The sequence below is a fragment of the Klenkia soli genome, assembly GCF_900103975.1.
Classification (GTDB): domain Bacteria; phylum Actinomycetota; class Actinomycetes; order Mycobacteriales; family Geodermatophilaceae; genus Klenkia; species Klenkia soli.
Window position 1 is genome coordinate 347,381 of record NZ_FNIR01000002.1, and the last position, 17,385, is coordinate 364,765.

General features: G+C 74.8%; 15 protein-coding genes. 13 read left to right on the forward strand and 2 right to left on the reverse strand.

The features are described 5' to 3' along the window. Window positions 1–48: 48 nt before the first annotated feature. From BLS67_RS04565 to BLS67_RS04610, 10 genes are all read left to right on the forward strand, one after another. A complete protein-coding gene (locus BLS67_RS04565; protein WP_207500266.1) occupies window positions 49–609 on the forward strand; it encodes a cysteine dioxygenase in 561 nt (186 codons plus the stop codon). Then, window positions 606–1,085, forward strand: a complete 480-nt coding sequence (locus BLS67_RS04570; protein ID WP_242653826.1) for a rhodanese-like domain-containing protein — start codon at window positions 606–608, stop codon at window positions 1,083–1,085. The genes BLS67_RS04565 and BLS67_RS04570 overlap by 4 nt, the downstream gene beginning before the upstream one ends. Window positions 1,086–1,201: 116 nt before the next feature. Beyond that, on the forward strand, window positions 1,202–2,023 hold the full coding sequence (locus tag BLS67_RS04575; protein ID WP_091240425.1) for an EAL domain-containing protein: 822 nt from the start codon (window positions 1,202–1,204) through the stop codon (window positions 2,021–2,023). A gap of 67 nt (window positions 2,024–2,090) precedes the next feature. Further along, window positions 2,091–2,711 (forward strand): acVLRF1 family peptidyl-tRNA hydrolase, encoded by a 621-nt coding sequence (locus BLS67_RS04580; protein WP_242653827.1) that lies wholly within the window; start codon window positions 2,091–2,093, stop codon window positions 2,709–2,711. Window positions 2,712–2,854: 143 nt separating this feature from the next. Continuing rightward, the gene (locus BLS67_RS04585; protein ID WP_091240428.1) at window positions 2,855–4,291 is read left to right on the forward strand and encodes a methyl-accepting chemotaxis protein; all 1,437 of its coding nucleotides are present in this window, start codon (window positions 2,855–2,857) and stop codon (window positions 4,289–4,291) included. Between the two features lie 9 nt (window positions 4,292–4,300). Beyond that, entirely contained in the window at window positions 4,301–4,957 is a 657-nt protein-coding gene (locus tag BLS67_RS04590) for a TetR/AcrR family transcriptional regulator (RefSeq protein ID WP_091240433.1), read from the forward strand. Between the two features lie 40 nt (window positions 4,958–4,997). Further along, window positions 4,998–5,840, forward strand: coding sequence for a 3-hydroxyacyl-CoA dehydrogenase family protein (locus BLS67_RS04595; RefSeq protein ID WP_091240437.1), 843 nt, complete (start codon window positions 4,998–5,000; stop codon window positions 5,838–5,840). 55 nt (window positions 5,841–5,895) lie between these two features. Then, a complete protein-coding gene (locus BLS67_RS04600) occupies window positions 5,896–7,092 on the forward strand; it encodes an acyl-CoA dehydrogenase family protein (RefSeq protein ID WP_242653828.1) in 1,197 nt (398 codons plus the stop codon). A 3-nt stretch (window positions 7,093–7,095) separates the two neighbouring features. Continuing rightward, window positions 7,096–8,598 (forward strand): AMP-binding protein, encoded by a 1,503-nt coding sequence (locus tag BLS67_RS04605; RefSeq protein ID WP_091240441.1) that lies wholly within the window; start codon window positions 7,096–7,098, stop codon window positions 8,596–8,598. Continuing rightward, a complete protein-coding gene (locus BLS67_RS04610) occupies window positions 8,598–9,362 on the forward strand; it encodes an ester cyclase (protein WP_341350141.1) in 765 nt (254 codons plus the stop codon). The genes BLS67_RS04605 and BLS67_RS04610 overlap by 1 nt, the downstream gene beginning before the upstream one ends. A gap of 10 nt (window positions 9,363–9,372) precedes the next feature. On the opposite strand, the gene BLS67_RS04615 is transcribed toward BLS67_RS04610, so the two are convergent. Beyond that, window positions 9,373–10,296, reverse strand: a complete 924-nt coding sequence (locus tag BLS67_RS04615) for an enoyl-CoA hydratase-related protein (protein WP_091240449.1) — start codon at window positions 10,294–10,296, stop codon at window positions 9,373–9,375. Between the two features lie 81 nt (window positions 10,297–10,377). On the opposite strand from BLS67_RS04615, the gene BLS67_RS04620 reads away from it, so the two are divergent. From BLS67_RS04620 to BLS67_RS23670, 3 genes are read left to right on the forward strand one after another with little or no spacing between them, the layout of a single operon-like run. Beyond that, window positions 10,378–11,970 carry a flavin-containing monooxygenase gene (locus BLS67_RS04620; protein ID WP_091240454.1) on the forward strand — a complete coding sequence of 531 codons (1,593 nt, stop codon included), beginning with the start codon at window positions 10,378–10,380 and terminating at the stop codon, window positions 11,968–11,970. Continuing rightward, window positions 11,967–13,667 carry a class I adenylate-forming enzyme family protein gene (locus BLS67_RS04625; RefSeq protein ID WP_091240458.1) on the forward strand — a complete coding sequence of 567 codons (1,701 nt, stop codon included), beginning with the start codon at window positions 11,967–11,969 and terminating at the stop codon, window positions 13,665–13,667. The genes BLS67_RS04620 and BLS67_RS04625 overlap by 4 nt, the downstream gene beginning before the upstream one ends. Further along, window positions 13,664–16,096, forward strand: a complete 2,433-nt coding sequence (locus tag BLS67_RS23670) for an AMP-binding protein (protein WP_109504720.1) — start codon at window positions 13,664–13,666, stop codon at window positions 16,094–16,096. The genes BLS67_RS04625 and BLS67_RS23670 overlap by 4 nt, the downstream gene beginning before the upstream one ends. A 91-nt stretch (window positions 16,097–16,187) precedes the next feature. On the opposite strand, the gene BLS67_RS04635 is transcribed toward BLS67_RS23670, so the two are convergent. Then, on the reverse strand, window positions 16,188–17,330 hold the full coding sequence (locus tag BLS67_RS04635; protein ID WP_091240462.1) for a thiolase family protein: 1,143 nt from the start codon (window positions 17,328–17,330) through the stop codon (window positions 16,188–16,190). Window positions 17,331–17,385: the final 55 nt, after the last annotated feature.

Here is a 17,385-nt window from a genome sequence, read left to right on the forward strand (position 1 = left end):
TCGCGCGACCTCCTGCGTCCGCGCGCCCGCACCCCCGAGGACCCCTCCGTGACCAGCACTGCGCTGTCCCCGCTCGCCCCTGCCCGCACCGACGCCGCCGCCTCCACAGCCCCGGCCGGGGCGGCCGCCCTGGCCGTCGCCCTCGCCATCCGGACCGACCTGTGGGCCGACCGGGTCGAGTACCGCGAGGAGTCGCGGTGGACCTCCCTGCTCGACCCGGCCGAGCTCGCGCCGGCGCTGGACCCGTCCTTGCACGCCGAGCTGCACGACGCCCAGATCTGGTTGCTGTCCTGGCTGCCGGGGCAGGGCACCCCGCTGCACGACCACGGCAGCTCCGCCGGCGCCTTCGCCGTCGCCCGGGGCACGCTGACCGAGCGGGTGGTCTCCCGCGGCACCGGCAGCACGCCGCACCAGAGCACCGCGGACCTCGCGGCCGGGCGGGTGCGCTTCTTCGGACCGCACTACGTGCACCAGGTGGTCAACACGCTGCACGACCCGGCGGTGAGCGTGCACGTCTACGCGCCCCGGCTGTCGCTCATGAACACCTACCGCATCGACGACAGCGGTCTGGTCCGCATCGGCACCGAGCGCGCCGGGGTGGACTGGTGACCGCCGTCCTCCCCGCGCCCGCCGCCGTCGTCGCGCCGGTCGTCACCCGGCGGCCCGTGCCGGTGCGCCCGGCCGGTGCGCTGTCCATCGACGACCTCCTGGCCTCGGCCCGGTCCCGGATCGAGCGGGTGACCCCGCTCGAGGCCGCCGCGCGGATCGCCGCCGGCGGGCTGCTGGTCGACATCCGCCCGGCCGCGCAGCGGTACCGCGAGGGCTGGGTGGCCGGGGCGCTCGTGGTCGAGCGCAACGTGCTCGAGTGGCGCTTCGACCCGACCAGCGACGCCCGGTTGCCCGAGGCGACCGGGTACGACGTCGACGTCCTGGTGCTCTGCTCCGAGGGGTACACCTCCAGCCTGGCCGCCGACGCGCTGCGCTCGATCGGGCTGGCCACCGCCACCGACGTGGTCGGCGGGTTCCACGCCTGGGTCGCGGCCGGACTCCCGCACGTGGCCGGCCACGGGGTCGAGCCCCGCTGAGACCCGCCCGGTCCGCCCGCTCGACGGAGGGGCGGGTGGACCGGGCGTCACCCCCGTCCGGGGGGAATCGGCATCTCGGACTGCAGTTGCAGACGATCTCGTTCGACAATGCACGCATGGGGACCCCGGAGCTGGTGCGCGCACTGCGTGCCGTGCTGGCCGGACGACCTGGGCAGGGCGCGCTCGAGGTGCACTACCAACCGGTGGTCGGGGTGGCCGACGGTGCCCCGCTGGGCGCCGAGGCGCTCGTCCGCTGGTGCCACCCGCGGCTGGGCATGCTCTCGCCGGACACCTTCATCCCGGTGGCCGAGTGCGCGGGCCTCGGGCAGCGGCTGGACGACCACGTCCTGCGGACCGCGCTGGCCCAGTTGGCCAGGTGGGACGCCGAGGGCCTCCGGCTGCACCGGATCGGGGTCAACCTCGGCCGCTCCAGCCTGCACGCGGCCGGTCTCGTCGACAGCGTGCACCGGGCCGGGGAGCTCGCCGGCACCACGCCCGACCGGCTGATGCTCGAGGTGGTCGAGCACGACGAGCTGGAGCTGACCCCGGGCCGGTTGGCCGCCCTGCAGGCGTTGGCCGACGCCGACGTGACCCTCGCCCTCGACGACTTCGGGGCCGGCCACGCCGGGGTGGGGCTGCTGTCGCGGTTGCCGTTCGGCGTCCTCAAGCTGGACAGGTCGCTGCTGCCGGGGCCGCACCGCGTCGTGGCGCCGGCCGCGCCCGACAGCCGCGCGGTGCTGCGCGGGGTGGTCGCCCTGGCGGAGTCCGTCGGCGTGGAGATCACCGCTGAGGGCATCGAGACCCCGGTGCACCGCGAGCTCGTCGCCGGCCTGGGCGTCCCGCACGCCCAGGGCTGGCTCTACGCCCCGGCCATGCCCGCCGCAGCGTTCGCCGCCTGGTGGCAGGTCCGGGTCGCGGCGGTGGCCGCGGCGACCTGACCGCGGTCGGGCCTGGCAGGGTGGGGTGGTGAATCGATCCCGACCGGCCTCGGGCGGGGGGCGGTCCGTGCTGGTGCCCCCGGAGCGGGTCGAGCGCTGGTTGGACAACGCCGCGGGCCGGCACGGCGCGTTCGTCGACGTGGCCGCCGACGCCGCCGGGGTCACGGTCACCTGCGCGGACGGCGCCGTCCTGCGCCTGGACCCGCCCTTCGGGTGGGACGGCACCGGCCCGGCCGCGCTGACCCGGCTCGGCGCGGCCGCGCGTTCACGGCACCGGGTGGCGGTGCTGCTGGTCCGGCGCGGCCGCTGGGCCGTGGGGGTGTTCGACGGCCCCGACCTGGTGGTCTCCAAGGTGGACAGCCGCCTGGTGCAGGGCCGGACGGCGGCCGGGGGGTGGTCGCAGCAGCGGTTCGCCCGGCGCCGCGGCAACCAGACCGACGCCGTCGTGGACCACGCGGTCGAGACCGCCGTCCGGGTGCTCGGGCCGCACGTCGCCGGCTGCGCTGCGCTGGCCACCGGCGGGGACCGCGGGCTGGTCGACGAGGTGCTCGCCGACCGCGGGCTGTCGGCGCTCGCGGCGCTGCGGAGGCTGCCCGCGGTGGAGGTCGGCGAGCCGTCGAAGGACGTGCTCCTGGCTACACCGGCGCTGTTCCGCGCCGTGCGGGTGCTGGTCACGGACCCGGTCTGAGCCCTGCCTGGAGTCGTTCCACCGTTCGGCTCCACCCCGCCCTCCCCCTGCCGACGGTGGAGGGGGCATCCGGCGGACGGCCGGGCGGGGAGCGGAGGACATCGGTGCAGGTGGGCGGGAACGGGACGGCGGGTCGTGGGCCCGTGCTGGTGGGCGCGGGGGCGCCGGTGGTCGTGGCGGTGGCCGCGGTGGTCGGTGCGCCGGTCGCGGTGGTGCTCGTGCTGGCGGTGCTCGCCGCCGTCGCGGTGGTCGTCGTCGGTCGGTCGGGCAGCGGTGGGGACGACGTCCCGGGTGACCGCACCGTGGCCGCCGCGCTGGCCCGCGGTGACCTGTCCGCCGCGGTCGGCACCCCGGTCGGCGACGCCATGGGCGAGCTCGGCGAGCGGCTGCGGCCGCTGACCGCGGAGGCGGCGCTGCTCGGGGTGGCAGGGCAGATCATGGCCGACGCCGGCAGCACCATCGCCGCGGGCACCCGGGAGACCTCCGCCGCGGTGGCCGGCATCACCGGCTCGGCGCACGACGTGTCGGCCAAGGTCGCCATGATGGCCGCCGCGGGCGAGGAGATGCAGGCCGCCATCGGCGAGATCTCCCGCAACGCGCAGGAGGCCGCGCGGTCGGCGGGCGTGGGGGTGGCGGCCGTGACCCGCGCCGAGGAGCTCATGGCAGCCCTGGACCGGTCCAGCGTGAGCATCGGCGACGTCGTCAAGACGATCTCGGCCATCGCCGAGCAGACCAACCTGCTGGCCCTCAACGCCACCATCGAGGCGGCCCGCGCCGGGGACGCCGGCAAGGGCTTCGCCGTGGTCGCCACCGAGGTCAAGGACCTGGCGCAGGAGTCGGCCCGGGCCACCGAGGAGATCGCGAGCACGGTCGAGCGGATCCGCGAGGAGACCGCCGCGGCGGCCGCGGCGGTCGCCCAGGTGCGGGACGTCGTGGCGCGGATGAGCGAGTACCAGCAGTCCATCGCGACCGCGGTCGAGCAGCAGACCGCCACCACCGGGGAGCTCACCTCGGCGACCGCGGCGGTGTCCTCGCAGACCGTCAGCATCGTCACCGCGATCGAGACCATCGCCGCGCGCGCCGAGGACACCTCGGTCGCCGCCGGGCGCAACGAGGCCGCGGTGGGCGAGCTGCGGCAGATCGCCCGGCGGGTGGACGGCGTGGTCGGCGGGGTGCGGCTGCGCGAGGTCCCGGCGGAGCCCGCGTCCTGGCCGATGGCCTGGGACCGGGCCGCCAACCGGTTCGACTTCGCCCAGGTGGGCAGCTTCACCCTCGCCGACGCGCAGGCGTTCGAGCGCGACTTCGGCGTGGCGATGCAGAACCCGCGGCCGGGGTTCACGGTCATGGCCGACATGCGCCGGCTGAACCCGTCGCCGCCGGAGGTCCAGGAGATCCAGCAGGCCACGATGGCCCTGGCGCTGGAGAAGGGGCTGACGTACTCCGTCATCGTGCTGGACAACCCGCTGCTGGCCATGCAGATGCAGCAGTCCTCGGAGGCGGCCGGGGCACCGATCGCCTACGCCACCTCGCCCGAGGAGGCGCTGCGGATGTTCGCCGCCCGACCGGCGGTCCGTGCATAGGGTCGGGCCATGACCGAGGACCAGTCGAGCGCGATCGGCCGTCGCCGGGCCGCAGCCCGCGACGACGGGCGGACCGCCTACCAGGACCGGCGGCAGGAGATCATCGCGGCCGCGGCCGGGTTGTTCAAGACGCACGGCTTCCGGGGGACCAGCCTGGCCCAGATCGCCGAGGCCCTGGGCACCGACCGGGCGACGCTCTACTACTACGTGGGCAGCAAGGAGGAGCTCTTCGACGAGGTGGTCAGCGACGCCGTGCGGGCCAACGTCGCCCGCGCCGAGGCGATCCGCGACGGCACCGGCCCCGCCCCCGAGAAGCTGCGCCGGTTGGTCACCGAGCTCATGGACTCCTACGCGGCCACCTATCCCTTCCTGTACGTCTTCATCCAGGAGAACCTCTCCCACGTAGGGGAGAAGCGCAGCGCCTGGTCGACCGAGATGCGCGCGCTCAACCGGGCGTACGAGGAGTGCGTCACCTCGGTCATCGAGGCCGGCGTCGCCGAGGGCACCGTGCGCCCGGTGGCCGAGCCCTGGGTGCTGGCCTACGGGCTCATCGGCATGGTCGGGTGGACCAACCGGTGGTTCAACCCCGAGAGGTCGACGGTCGACGCCGCCACCGTCGGGCGGGCCTACGCCGACGTCCTGCTGGACGGGCTGACCCAGCGCTGATCCTCGCGCCACCTCGCGTCAACGTGTACGTTGACGCGCCATGGTGGACAGCGTCGGGGTGGTCGGTGCCGGCACGATGGGCGTGGGCATCGCCTACGTCGTGGCGGTCACGGGAGCCCGCACCGTCGTCGTCGAACCCGACGACGCCCGCATGTCCGCCGTCCGCCGCGAGGTCGCCGGTGCTGCCGAGGCCGGGGTGCGGCGCGGCAAGCTGACCGCCGCCGTGGCCGACGGGCTGGCCGGCCGGCTCGAGCACGTGACCTCGGCCGACCAGCTGCCCGAGGGCCTGGACCTGGTCGTCGAGACCGTGCCCGAGGACCTCGACCTCAAGCGCCGGGTGCTGGCCGCGTGCGAGGCGCGCCGTCCGGCCGTGCTGGCCAGCAACACCAGCGCGCTGTCGATCGACACCCTGGCCGCGGGCCTGGCCCGGCCCGAGGACTTCCTGGGTCTGCACTTCTTCAACCCGGTGTGGTCGATCCCCGTCGTCGAGGTGGTCCGCGGCGCCCGCACCGGCGCGGCGACGCTGGAGACCGCGTTGGCCGCCGTGGCCGCGATCGGCAAGGAGTCCGCGGTCGTCGCCGACGCGCCGGGCTTCGCCACCAGCCGGCTGGACGTCGTCGCCGCGCTGGAGGCCATCCGCATGGTCGAGCAGGGCGTCGGCGAGCCCGCGGACATCGACCGGGCGATCCAGCTGGCCTACCGGCACCCGGTCGGACCGCTGCGGCTGACCGACATCGTCGGGCTCGACGTCCGGCTGCACATCGCCCGCAACCTCGAGGTCGCCCTCGGTCCGCAGTTCGCCCCGCCACAGCTGCTGGTCGACAAGGTGGCCGCCGGCGAGCTGGGCGCGAAGTCGGGCCGCGGGTTCTACGACTGGCATTGACGTGGTCGGGGTCACTCCCTACCGTCAACGGTAGCGTTGACGAAACGGAGGCCACGTGGACAACACCCCGGTCGGGCTGCCCGGCAAGGGCTCGCGGATCAGCGACACCACCCAGGAACGGCGCGACCTCCGCGAGGCCGTGCGGCAGCTGGTCGGCGGCTACGGGCGCTCGTACTTCCAGGACGTCGTGGCCAGGGGCGAGAAGGCCGACGCGCTGTGGTCGGACATGGGCAAGGCCGGGTTCCTCGGCGTGCACCTGCCCGAGGAGCACGGCGGGGGCGGGGGCGGCCTGGCCGACCTCGCGGTGGTCATCGAGGAGATGGCCAGCCAGGGCTGCCCGATGTTCATGGTGGTCATCAGCCCGGCCATCGCCGGCACCGTGCTCAGCGCCCACGGCACCCCCGAGCAGAAGCAGAAGTACCTGCCCGGCATCGCCGACGGCACCTTCCGCATGGCCTTCGCCATCACCGAGCCCGACGCCGGCTCCAACACCCACAAGATCACCACGACGGCGCACCGGGACGGCGACGGCGGCTGGCGGCTGCGCGGGCAGAAGTACTGGACGTCGGGGGTCGACGAGTGCCAGGCGCTGCTGGTCGTGGCCCGCGACGCCGAGCCCGGCCCCGACGGCCGGCACACCCTGTCGCTGTTCATCTGCGACACCGACGCCCCGGGGCTCACCTTCCAGCAGCTGGACTCCGCGCTGCAGCTGCCCGAGAAGCAGTTCATGACCTTCTTCGACGACGTCCCGGTCGAGCGGGCCGGGCTGGTCGGCACCGAGGGCGAGGGCCTCAAGCAGGTGTTCGCCGGGCTGAACCCCGAGCGGGTGGCCGCGGCCTGCATGGCCAACGGCATCGCCCGGTACGCGCTGGCCCGGGGCGCGCAGTACGCGAACGAGCGCACCGTCTGGAAGACCCCGATCGGCGCCCACCAGGGCGTGGCGCACCCGCTGGCCGAGGCCTACATCGCCGTCGAGCTGGCCCGGCTGATGGCCATGCGGGCCGCCGAGATGAGCGACGCCGGGCTCGACGCCGCCGAGGCGTCGAACATCGCCAAGTTCGCCGCCGGCGACGCCGCGGTCAAGGCGCTGGACCAGGCCATCCAGGTGCACGGCGGCAACGGGCTGAGCAACGAGTACGGCCTCGCCGACCTCTGGTTCGTCGCCCGCATGTTCAAGACGGCGCCGGTCAGCCGCGAGATGGTGCTCAACCACGTCGCCCAGCACAGCCTGGGCCTGCCCAAGAGCTACTGAGCCGTGGCCGACACCCTCGCGGGGCTGGTGCGCGAGCTCGCCGCGCAGCGCCCCGACGCCCCGGCGGTGACGCTGGGGGAGCTCACCCGCACCTTCGGCGAGCTCGACGCGCGCAGCAACCGGGTCGCCCGGGCGCTGCAGGGCGCCGGCGTCGTCGCGGGCGACCGGGTGGGCGTGCTGGACAAGAACGCGCCGACCTTCTTCGAGGTGGTCGTCGGCGCGGCCAAGATCGGTGCGGTCACGGTCGGGCTGAACTTCCGGCTGGCCGCCGCCGAGGTCGCCGACGTCGTGGCCGACTGCGCGCCGGTGCTCGTCGTCGTCGACCCGGGGTTCGCCGACCTGCTGCCCGCCGGCGTGCGCCGGGTGGAGCTCGGGCCGGACTACGAGGCCTGGCTGGGTGGACCCGCGGAGGACCCCGGCGGCGGGGACGACCCGGACGCCGTCGTCCTGCAGCTGTACAGCTCCGGCACCACCGGGCGGCCGAAGGGGGCGATGCTCACCTCGGCGAACCTGCTGTGGACCCCGCGCATGGGCCGGGAGTTCTACGGCATGGACGCCGACACCGTGAACCTGGTGCCCTCGCCGCTGTTCCACATCGGCGGCGCCGGCTACTCCCTGACCGCGCTGGGCCAGGGCGGGCACACCGTGCTGGTGCGCGACATGGACCCGGTCGCCGTGCTCGGGCTGATGGAGCGGCACCGGGTCACCCACACCTTCCTGGTGCCGTCGGTGGTGCAGATGCTGGCCGAGAGCCCGGCGCTGCCCGGCACCGACCTGTCGGCGCTGCGGCGGATCGCCTACGGGGCGGCGCCGATGGGCGAGACCCAGCTGCTGAAGGCGATCGCGCTGTTCGGCTGCGACTTCATGGGCGTCTACGGCATGACCGAGACCGCGGGCAGCGTGGTCTCGCTGCAGCCCGAGGACCACGACCCGGGCGGCCCGCGGGCCGGTCTGCTGCGCTCGGTCGGGACGCCGCTGCCCTGGCTGGAGCTGCGGGTCGTCGACCCGGCCACCGGCGAGGACGCCCCGGTCGGCGGGGTCGGCGAGATCTGGGTGCGCTCGGGCCAGAACACCGTCGGCTACTGGGGGCAGCCGCAGCTCACCGCCGAGACGATCACCGCCAACGGCTGGCTGCGCACCGGCGACGCCGCCTACCTCGACGCCGAGGGCCACGTCTTCCTGCACGACCGGATGAAGGACATGGTGGTCTCCGGCGGGGAGAACGTGTACCCCGCCGAGGTGGAGAACGTGCTCTACGCCCACCCGGACGTCCTCGAGGCCGCCGTGATCGGGGTGCCGTCGGACCGGTGGGGCGAGACGGTCAAGGCGGTCGTCGTCCGGCGTCCCGGGGCCGGCGTGGACGCCGCCGGGCTGATCGCCTTCGCCCGCGAGCGGCTGGCGCACTACAAGTGCCCGACCAGCGTCGACTTCGCCGACGAGCTGCCGCGCAACGCCTCGGGCAAGGTGCTCAAGAAGGTGCTGCGCGCCCCGTTCTGGGCCTCGTGATGCATCCCCTCGCCCGGCTGGCGCAGCGGTTCACGGTCGACTGGCTGGACCGGGCCGACCCGGCGGTGCCGCCGGAGATCATGGTGCCGGGCTACCGGGTGCACATCGGCGACGTCGAGCTGGTCGGCCTGGAGCAGTACGTGCCGGCCACCGTCGGCCAGCTCGAGCAGTTCCCCGGCCTGCAGCTCACCGTGCACGGCCTCGTGCTCACCGACGACCGGTTGGCGCTGCACTTCACCGAGCACGGCGCCTCGGTCCGGCACGACCTGCGGGCGGCGGCCTGGACAGGCGTCGCGCTGTTCGCCCGGGACGGCGACCGGCTGGCCGAGAACTGGACCCAGGAGGACTACGCGGCCCGTCGCCGGCAGCTGGCCGACGGGGTGCCCGACACGATCGGCCCGCCGGCGGTCGCACCGTGGACGACGGCGCCGGCGGCACCCGACCCGGCCGCGGAGGACGTCGTCCGCCGCTGGCTGGGGTCGGCGCAGCCCGGGTTCGACGACGTGACCTGGGACGACGGCCTCACCGCCGCGCTCGTCCGGCCCCGCGGTGTCGAGGTGGCCGAGCTGTTCTCCGCCGGCCCGACCGTGGCGTTCGCGGCCACCCAGACCGGGGATTTCCTGGGCACCGACGAGCTGCCGGCCGCGGACGGACCGGTCCGGCTCGGACTGGCCGGGCTCGTGCAGGTGCGGGACGGTGTGGTGGCCGGCGGCGTCGTGGTCAGCGACCGGCACGGCCTGCTGAGGTCCCGCGCCCGCCGCTGACCCCCGGAGGTCATCCCCGCTCGGCGCGCTCCGCGGCCCGGCCGGCCTGGTAGGCCTCCCAGTAGGTGCGGTGGTGGCTGAACGGCTCGTCCCGGTCCTCCACCGCGGCCCGCACGCCGTCGGCGCGCTGGATGCGCTCGAAGTCGGCCATCGCCGGCCCGGCGATCGCCATCGCGTCGGCGTCGTTGGCCGCGGCGATCGCCGAGGCGATGCCCATGGCGTCCCACCAGCGGTTGGTGGCCTCCTTGTGGCTGTAGAGCATCTCCAGCGGCACGTGGGAGATCCGCTCGGCGTACGCGCGGGCCACCGCCATCACCTCGTCGGCCGGCACCGCCTTGTTCACCAGGCCGTACTGCTCGGCCTCGGTGCCGGTCATCGAGTCGCCGGTGAACAGCCACTCCTTGGTCTTGCGCATGCCCAGGTGCACCGGCCACATGCCGAACGTGTGGATCTCGCCCATCGAGCGCGCCTCGGGCTGGCCGAAGGTCGCGTCGTCGGCGGCGAAGACGACGTCCAGCACGCCGGCGAGGTCGAGCCCACCGGCCACGCACGCGCCGCGGACCACGCCGACGGTGGCCTGCCGGATCCGCCACAGCCGCATCCAGCGCTCGCGGGACTCGTGGAACTCGCGGCGGCTGAAGATCGGGGCGCGGCGGTGCGGGCGGCTGTCCTCGGGGCGGGACGGCTCACCGGTGCCCCAGAGGTAGCCCCACTCGGAGAGGTCGTAGCCGGTGCAGAAGTTCTTGCCGTTGCTGGCGACGATCAGCACCCGGGTGTCGTCGTCGGAGTCCAGGTCGTCGAGGACGTCGTCCATCTCGTCGCGCAGCTGCCGGCAGAGCGCGTTGCCGCGCTCGGGCCGGTTCAGCGTCATCGTGGCGATCCGGCCCTCCTTCTCGTAGGTCAGCATCTCCGGGTTCGGCACCCTGCGGCCCATGGCGGTCTCCTCTGTCCTCGTCGTCGAAGCGCTGTCAACGTATGCGTTGACAGCTCCTGTGTCCACGGCCACAGTGGAGGCATGACCGACGTCGACGTCGTGGTGGTGGGAGCCGGGTTCGCCGGCCTGCGGGCGCTGCACACCCTCCGGGAGCGCGGGTACGCCGTCGCCGTGCTGGAGGCCGGCGACGGGATCGGCGGGGTCTGGCACTGGAACCGCTACCCCGGTGCCCGGTGCGACGTGCGCAGCCACGACTACTCCTACGGGTTCGACCCCGACCTCGAGCAGGAGTGGCGCTGGACCGAGCGGTACGCCACCCAGCCCGAGATCCTGCGGTACGTCGACCACGTGGTGGAGCGCTTCGACCTGGCCCGCGACGTGCACCTGCGCACCCGGGTCACCCGCATGGTCTTCCGCGACGCCGGCTGGGACGTCGAGACGACGAACGGCGCGTGGCGGGCCCGGTTCGTGGTGATGGCGACCGGTCAGCTGAGCATCCCCAAGGACCCCGAGCTGCCCGGCCAGGCCGACTACGCCGGCACCGTGCTGCACACCGCCCGCTGGCCGCGCGAGGGCATCGACCTCACCGGCAAGCGGGTCGGCGTCATCGGCACCGGCTCCTCGGGCACGCAGCTGGTGCCGGTCGTCGCCGAGCAGGCCGCCCACCTGACGGTCTTCCAGCGCACGCCGAACTTCTCCATCCCGGCCACCAACGGCCCGGTCAGCGACGAGGAGGACGCCGCGGTCAAGGCGGTCTACCGCGAGCGCCGCGAGGCGGCGCGCAACTCCCCGACCGGGCTGAGCTTCCCGGTCAGCCGGGAGTCGGCGCTGGAGGTCGACCCCGAGGAGCGGCGCCGGCACTACGACGTGCAGTGGCCGACCACCGGCTTCGGCTTCCTGCTCGCCTACCGCGACCTGATGCTCGACGAGGCGGCCAACGCCACCGTGGCCGACTTCGTGCGCGAGAAGATCGCCGCCAAGGTCACCAAGCCCGAGCTGCTGCCGCACCTGCTGCCCGAGGGCTACCCGTTCGGCGCCAAGCGCCCGCCGGTCGACTCCGGCTACTTCGAGACGTTCAACCGGGACGACGTCGAGCTGGTCGACGTCCGGGACACCCCCATCACCGGGTTCACCGAGCACGGCCTGCAGACCACGGAGCGCGAGGTCGAGCTGGACGTCGTGGTCTTCGCCACCGGCTTCGACGCGATGACCGGGGCCCTGCTCAAGCCCGAGATCGTCGGCCGCGACGGCCGGACGCTGCGCGAGGCGTGGGACGCCGGGCCGCGCACCTACCTGGGCCTGCAGGTGGCCGGGTTCCCCAACCTGTTCGTGGTCGCCGGCCCGGGCAGCCCGTCGCTGCTGAGCAACGTGCTGCTGAGCATCGAGCAGCACGTCGACTGGATCGCCGACCTGCTCGACGCCGCCGGGGCCCGGGGCGCCGAGGTCGTCGAGGTCACCGCCGAGGCCGAGGCCGGCTGGGTGGCCCACGTCAACGAGCGGGCCGAGGCCACGCTCTACCCGCAGGCCCGCAGCTACTACATGGGCGACGACGTGCCCGGCAAGCCGCGGGTGTTCACCCCGTACGTGGGCGGGGTGCGCGGCTACAAGCGGATCCTCGAGCGCGTGGTCGCCGACGACTACGACGGGTTCGTGCTCTCCGGGGCGTCCCGGTGACCGCCCACCCGCTGCCGCCGGCCGGCCGCCGGGCGCTGCTGGAGCAGCGGTTCCCGGTGTGGACGCCGCGCACCCTGGCCGGCGCGCTCGACCACGCCGCCGCGGAGTTCGCCGATCGCGACCTGGTGCGCACCGACGCGGTGCGGTGGAGCTATGCCGAGGTCGCCGACCGCTCCCGCCGGCTGGCCGGCGGACTGCGCGAGCTGGGGGTGCAGCCCGGCGACCACGTGGCCGTGGTGCTGGCGAACGTCGCCGAGTTCCCCGTGGTCACCTACGCGCTGAGCCGGCTCGGGGCGACCATGGTGCCGGTCAACTTCCTGGTCCGGGCCGCCGAGCTGGGCTTCATCCTGCGCCGGTCGCACGCCGTCGCCCTGGTGGTGATGGACCACTTCCGCGGCACCGACCACCTGGCGATGCTGGACGAGGTCGCCCCCGGCTGGGAGCACGGCGGCGGCGACGCCCTGCCCGAGCTGCGCTCGGTGGTCGTGCACGAGACCGGCCAGGGTGCGCCCCGCCCGGGGACGACGACGGTGGCTGCCCTCGCCGAGCACGGGCCGGTCGACGACGCCCCCGCCGACCCTGCGGCCCCCGCCGTCCTGCTGTTCACCTCCGGCACCACCGGCGAGCCCAAGGGCGTGCCGCTCACCCACGACATGCTGCTGCGGGCGGCGTACTCCAGCGTGCTGGGCCGGGCGTTCGCCGACGGCCACCGCGTGACGTTCTCGCTGCCGATGTACCACGTGTACGGCTTCGTCGAGGGCCTGCTGACGGTGCCGTTCGTCGGCGGCGCGATCGTGCCGCAGCTGGCCTTCGACCCGGCCGCCACGCTGGCCGCGGTCGCCGAGCACCGCTGCACCGACGCGCTGCTGATCCCCACGATGACCCTCGGCGTGCTGGCCGAGCTGCGCGCCCGCGAGCACGACATCTCCTCGCTGACCCACCTGTTCTCCTCGGGCGGGGTCTCCCCGGCCGGCATCTGGGACGCGATCGACGAGGCGTTCGGCGACGTCGAGGTGGTCACCGGCTACGGGCAGAGCGAGACCACGGCGTCGACCACCTGCACCCGCCCCGAGGACGGACCCGACAAGCGGCGGACGACGAACGGCCGGGTCCGCGACGCCGGGGTCGCCGGCGACCCCGCGCTGGACCGGCGGCTCGTGGTCTACCGGACCGCCGACCCGGTGACCGGCGAGGTCCTCGAGCCCGGCGCCGTCGGCGAGCTGCTGGCCCGCGGGCCCGGGGTGATCGACGCGTACTTCGAGAACCCGGACGCCGACGCCGCCACGTTCACAGCCGACGGCTGGCTGCGCACCGGCGACCTGGGGTCGGTGGACGCCGAGGGCTGGCTGCGGCTGGCCGGCCGGGTCAAGGACTGCTACCGCTGCGGCGGCGAGCAGGTGGTGCCCGGGGACGTCGAGGCCGTGCTGGCCGCGCACCCGTCGATCGCGCAGGCGCACGTGGTGCCGCTGCCCGACGAGCGGATGGGCGAGGTGGGGGTGGCCTGGGTGGTGCTCGAGCCCGGCGCCGAGCTGGACGCCGCCGACGTGCTGGCCTGGGCCGCGCCGCAGCTGGCCCGCTTCAAGGTGCCCCGCCACGTGCTGGCCATCGGTGCGGCCGAGATCCCGCTGACGCCGTCCGGCCGGCCGCGCACGTTCCTGCTCGCCGAGCGGGCCCGGCAGACCCTGCTGCCCGCGTGAGCACGTTCCCGCGGTCCCCGGACGCCGTGCGGGAGCGGTGGACGGCGGCCGGCGCCTGGGACGGTGCGCTGCTCGATGCCTGGGTGGACGCCGCCGACCCCGCCCGGCTCGCGGTGGTCGACGGCGACGTCCGGCTGACCTACGCCGAGCTGGCCGACCGTGTGGTGCGCTGCACCGCGGGCCTGCGCCGGCTGGGGATCGGGCCCGGGGACGTCGTGGCCCAGCAGCTGCCCAACTGGTGGGAGGCGCTGGTCGTGCACCTGGCCGCGATCCGGCTGGGCGCGGTGAGCAACCCGCTCATGCCGATCCTGCGCGAGGCCGAGATGCGGTTCGCGCTGCGCTCGGGCGGCGCGCGGGTGCTCGTCGTCCCCGGGGCGTTCCGCGGGTACGACCACGCGGCGCTGGCCGAGCGGCTGCGCCCGGACTGCCCGGCGCTGGAGCACGTCGTCGTCGCCCGGCCCACGGATCCCGGAAACCGCGGTTTCCGGGATCTGCTGGCCACCGCCGAGGGCGGGCACGCCGAGCCCGGGCGGACCAGCGGCGACCCGGTCTGCCTGCTCTACACGTCGGGCACCGAGAGCGACCCCAAGGGCGCGGTGCACAGCCACGACACCCTCGGCCACGAGGACCGCAGCATGGTGACCCACCTGCAGCTCACGCCGGAGGACGTCGTGCTCTCGGCCTCGCCGGTCGCGCACGTCACCGGCGTGCTCTACGGCTTCCACCTCGCCTCGCTGCTGGGCACCGCGGTGGTGTTCTGCGACGTCTGGTCGCCCGAGCGCGGCTGGGAGCTGATCGTGGGGGAGGGCTGCACCGTCACGGTCGCCGCCACCCCGTTCCTGCACGGGCTCACCCACGCCCCGGCCCGGCCGGCGTCCTCGACCCTGCGGGTGTTCGGCTGCGGCGGCGCCGACGTCCCGCCCGAGCTGGTCCGGGAGGCGGCCCGGGACCTGGACTGCACGGTGGTGCGGGTCTACGGCTCCACCGAGATCCCCACGGTCACCGCAGGGCACGCCGACGACCCCGCCGACCTGCGCGCCGACACCGACGGCCGGGTGGTGGGCCTGGGCGAGCTGCGGGTGGTCGACGACGACGAGCGCGAGGTCCCGCCCGGCACGGTCGGCCACCTGCGGGCCCGGGCGCCGGAGATGTTCCTGGGCTACCACGGGCTGGACCGGCAGGTCGTCGACGCCGAGGGCTGGTTCGCCACCGGCGACCTCGGCCGGGTCGACGACGCCGGGTACCTGAGCGTCACCGGGCGCAGCAAGGACCTGATCCTGCGCGGCGGGGAAAACATCAGCGCCAAGGAGGTCGAGGACCACCTCTACCGGCACCCGGACGTCGCCGACGTGGCGGTGGTCGCCGTCCCCGACCCGGTGCTCACCGAGCGGGGGTGCGCCGTCGTCGTCCCCCGGCCCGGTGCGACGGTGACGCTGGATTCGCTCACCGCGTTCCTGGACGGGCTGGGCATCGCGAAGCAGAAGTACCCCGAGTCGCTGGTGGTCGTCGACTGCCTGCCGCGGACGCCGACCGGCAAGGTGCAGAAGAACGTGCTGCGGCAGCAGGCGCGGCTGCGGACCGACGTCCGGGCGCTGCTGGCCACGTTCGCCCGGGCCGGGGTGCAGACCTACGACCGGGTCGGCCTGGCCGCCGCGCGGGAGCAGGTGCGCGGGGCGGTGCGGCTGCAGAAGCCCGTCGCCGAGGTCGCCGGGACCCACGACGTCGACCCCGGCGTGCCGGTGCGGGTGTACCCGGGGACGACGGGCACCGTGCTGGTGTACCTGCACGGCGGCGGCTTCGTGCTCGGCGACCTCGACGTGGTCGACCGGCCGTGCCGGGCGCTGGCCGCGGCGTCGGGCGCCACCGTGGTGTCGGTGGACTACCGGCTCGCCCCGGAGTCGCCGTTCCCGGGGCCGGTGCTCGACTGCCTGGCCGCCGTCCGGTGGGCCCGGGGGCTGGGCGAACGGCTGGTGCTGCTCGGCGACTCCGCCGGCGGTGCGCTGGTCGCGGCCGTGTCGACGGCGCTGCGCGACGCCGGGGAACCGCTGCCCGACCGGCAGCTGCTCGTCTACCCGACCCTGGCCCCGCCCACCGACACCCCGTCGATGCGGGCGCAGGCCGACGGCCCGCTGATGACCCGCCGCGAGCTCGACTGGTTCTGGGGGCTCTACGCCCCGGACGGCGACCCCGCCGCTGCGCCGCTGCTGGCCGCGGACCTGGCCGGGCTGCCGCCGACGACGGTGGTGGTGGCCGAGCTGGACCCGCTGCGCGACGAGGGCCGGGCCTACGCCGCGCGGCTGGAGGAGGCGGGCGTGCCGGTGGAGCTGGTGGAGTACCCGGGCGCCGTGCACGGCTTCTGGTGGCTGGACAAGGCGCTGACCCAGGCCGACGAGCTCACCGCCGACCTCGCCCGCCGGGTGCAGCGATGATCAGGGGGGTGCACCGAAGTTCGTCCTCCTCCACCAGATCTGGTGGAGGAGGACGGAGTTTCGTGCGCCCCCCTGATCGAAGCTGGAGGCGTCAGAGGAGCTCGAGGATGGTGGCGTTGGCCTGGCCGCCGCCCTCGCACATCGTCTGCAGGCCGTAGCGGATCCCGTTGTCCCGCATGTGGTGGACCATCGTGGTCATGATCCGGGCGCCCGAGGCGCCGAGCGGGTGACCCAGGGCGATGGCGCCGCCGACCGGGTTGAGCACCTTCTCGTCGGCGCCGATGTCGGCCAGCCAGGCCAGCGGCACCGAGGCGAAGGCCTCGTTGACCTCGAAGACGCCGATCTCGTCCAGCCGCAGGCCCGAGCGCTCGAGCACCTTCTTCGTGGCCGGGATGGGCGCGGTGAGCATGATGACCGGGTCGTCCGCGGCCAGCGCCACGCTGTGCACCCGGACGATCGGGGTCATGCCCAGCTGGGCGGCCTTCTCGCTGGTCATCATCAGCAGTGCGGCGGAGCCGTCGGAGATCTGGCTGGCGTTGCCGGCGGAGACCACGCCGTCGGCCTGGAACGGGGTCTTCAGCCCGGCGAGGGCCTCGACGGTGCCGCCGCGGCGGATGCCCTCGTCCTGGGCGACCTTGCCCTCGGGGGCGTCGACCGGGGCGATCTGGGCGTCGAAGCGGCCCTCGTCCTGCGCGGCGGCGGCGCGCTCGTGCGAGCGGAGGGCGAACTCGTCGAGCTGGGTGCGGGACAGGCCCCAGCGCTGGGCGATCATCTCGGCGCCGATGCCCTGGTTCGGGCTCACGCCGTCGTAGCGGGCCATGAACTGCGGGCCCATCGGGTCCTGCCCGCTGCGCGAGGAGCCCATGGGCACCCGGGACATCGACTCGATGCCACCGGCCACGACGACGTCGTAGTGCCCGGCGACCAGGCCGGCCGCGGCGAAGTGGACGGCCTGCTGGGAGGAGCCGCACTGCCGGTCGACGGTGGTGCCGGGCACCGACTCGGGCCAGCCCGCGGCGAGCACGGCCGTGCGGGCGATGTCGAAGGTCTGCTCGCCCGACTGGGAGACGCAGCCCCACACCACGTCGTCGACCAGGGCGGGGTCGAGGCCCGAGCGGCTGGCCAGGGACGCGAGCACGTGGGCCGACAGGTCGGCCGGGTGGACGCCGGACAGGCCTCCGTTGCGCTTGCCCACGGGCGTGCGCACGGCCTCGACGATGACTGCGTCGCGCATCGGGCGACTCCTCTCGCTCTGCGCCGGCGGCGGTGCCGACGCGATGACGGTCAGG

Excerpts from the sequence above, each read along its gene's own strand:
- BLS67_RS04575 (WP_091240425.1), top strand. The coding sequence starts at position 1,202 with ATGGGGACCCCGGAGCTGGTGCGCGCACTGCGTGCCGTGCTGGCCGGA.
- BLS67_RS04590 (WP_091240433.1), top strand. The coding sequence starts at position 4,301 with ATGACCGAGGACCAGTCGAGCGCGATCGGCCGTCGCCGGGCCGCAGCC.
- BLS67_RS04595 (WP_091240437.1), top strand. The coding sequence starts at position 4,998 with ATGGTGGACAGCGTCGGGGTGGTCGGTGCCGGCACGATGGGCGTGGGC.
- BLS67_RS04610 (WP_341350141.1), top strand. The coding sequence starts at position 8,598 with ATGCATCCCCTCGCCCGGCTGGCGCAGCGGTTCACGGTCGACTGGCTG.
- BLS67_RS04615 (WP_091240449.1), bottom strand. The coding sequence starts at position 10,296 with ATGGGCCGCAGGGTGCCGAACCCGGAGATGCTGACCTACGAGAAGGAG.
- BLS67_RS04620 (WP_091240454.1), top strand. The coding sequence starts at position 10,378 with ATGACCGACGTCGACGTCGTGGTGGTGGGAGCCGGGTTCGCCGGCCTG.
- BLS67_RS04635 (WP_091240462.1), bottom strand. The coding sequence starts at position 17,330 with ATGCGCGACGCAGTCATCGTCGAGGCCGTGCGCACGCCCGTGGGCAAG.